At 71.9% G+C, this 1,465-nt stretch carries 2 protein-coding genes and 1 pseudogene; 2 read left to right on the top strand and 1 reads right to left on the bottom strand.

The window, feature by feature from the left end; genetic code table 11:
- A partial coding sequence (locus I53_RS18500; RefSeq protein WP_043353316.1) for a phosphoribosyltransferase family protein occupies nt 1-160 on the top strand: 160 nt, incomplete at its 5' end.
- 36 nt (nt 161-196) lie between these two features.
- Here I53_RS18500 and I53_RS18495 read toward each other — a convergent pair.
- Nucleotides 197-790, bottom strand: coding sequence for a GNAT family N-acetyltransferase (locus I53_RS18495; protein ID WP_043353315.1), 594 nt, complete (start codon nt 788-790; stop codon nt 197-199).
- Between the two features lie 295 nt (nt 791-1,085).
- Between I53_RS18495 and zapE the strand changes: the two are divergent.
- Nucleotides 1,086-1,465 (top strand): annotated as a pseudogene (zapE, locus tag I53_RS18490) (AFG1/ZapE family ATPase); the annotation flags it as partial.

Here is a 1,465-nt window from a genome sequence, read left to right as displayed (position 1 = left end):
CGCCGAACAGCACCGGATCCGCGGGCGCCGGATCCTCCTCGTTGACGACGTCATGACCACCGGCGCGACGGGCAACGCCGCCGCTCGGGCATTGCTGCGCGGCGGGGCACGGTCGGTCGATCTCCTGACCTTCGCGCTCGTCGGCGACGCCGCCGGGTGAGCGCGCGGGCTCTCCGCGTGGACGGCGCTCGCGGATTCAGGCTGGGGGCCGCATCTGCTCCGGAAAGCTTGCCGCCAGGGTGAAGTCGAAAGCCTCCGCGATCCCTTCGTACCAGAGGGAGAACGGCGTCGGACGCGCGAGGTGGAGGGCGCCCTCGATCTCACGCCCCTCGTGCTGGAGGGCCGCCCCGTGCTTGGCCGCGAGCCGCAGCATCGGTCCGTTCCCCGACAGGCAGCGCACGTGCAGATCGACGACGCCGCGATGCCGCGCCGAGCGCGCGATCCGCGCGAACAGGGCGGCGCCGATGCCGCGCCGACGGAATGCCCGCTCCACCGCGAAGGCCGCCTCGGCATGCGGCCCCAGGACGTAGCGCGAGGCACCCGGTCCCATGGGCCGCAATTCGCCGAGGCCGCGCAGCGCGCCGCCCACGAACGCGCCGTACATCACGCCCTCGGCGATCAGGACCTGCGTGGCGTAGGCCCGGACCCCGGCCTCGCTGACATTGCCCATGAAGCGGCTCGCCCGGGTCTCCGGATCCAGCCGCAGGAAATAGTTCAGGACCGCCGTGCGGTCGGCCGGCCACAGACGGCGGACGGTGTGGGCCAGACCCTCGAGGGCTTGTGCCGCCATGATGAAGCTCCGGTTCGTGCGCGGTGCCGCGCAGGGAGATCCGGACGCTCCTCCCAAAGACGGAGCGGATCTCGCATCCTCAAAGTCGTTGTGCAATGCAGCGAAACGCTTGGCTGACCCTCCGCGGATCTGCCATGCGCAGGGCCGATGGGACGCTTTCCTGCGACTGTTCAGCCGCGGGGTTGATTCAGGCCGAGCTTGCGCGGCACTGGAACAGGTCCCGGGTCGTTGACCGCCGACGCGGGCGCGGGGGGTGCCGAACCGGTGCCGCGACCAGCAGCGAGGAACCGGCGGCGTGAACGACAGATCCGGCAAGCACATCGCCCCGTCGCCGGCGGCGCGGGCCAGCGCGGTCTCGCCTGGGCCGGTCCACGAGCGCTACGAGGCCCTGGTCGCCACCGGGGCGATCGAGCGCGATCCGGCCCAGGGGCATCTGGTGCGCGCCCTCGACCGCCTGGTCCTGGACCTGCAGCGTCGCAAGCGCGCCAGCAAGACGAGCGCCCTCGGCTGGCTGTTCCGGCGCAAGGACGAAGCCGAACCGATCCGGGGCCTGTACGTCTGGGGCTCGGTCGGGCGCGGGAAGACCATGCTGATGGACCTGTTCCACGAGGCGGCCCCCGAGCCGAGAGCGGCGGGTCCATTTCCACGGCTTCCTGGCTGACGCACACGAACGCA

Origin of the sequence: Methylobacterium sp. B1, from assembly GCF_000333255.1 — a bacterium.
GTDB lineage: Bacteria > Pseudomonadota > Alphaproteobacteria > Rhizobiales > Beijerinckiaceae > Methylobacterium > Methylobacterium fujisawaense.
This window is presented reverse-complemented; position numbering and strand designations above follow the sequence as displayed.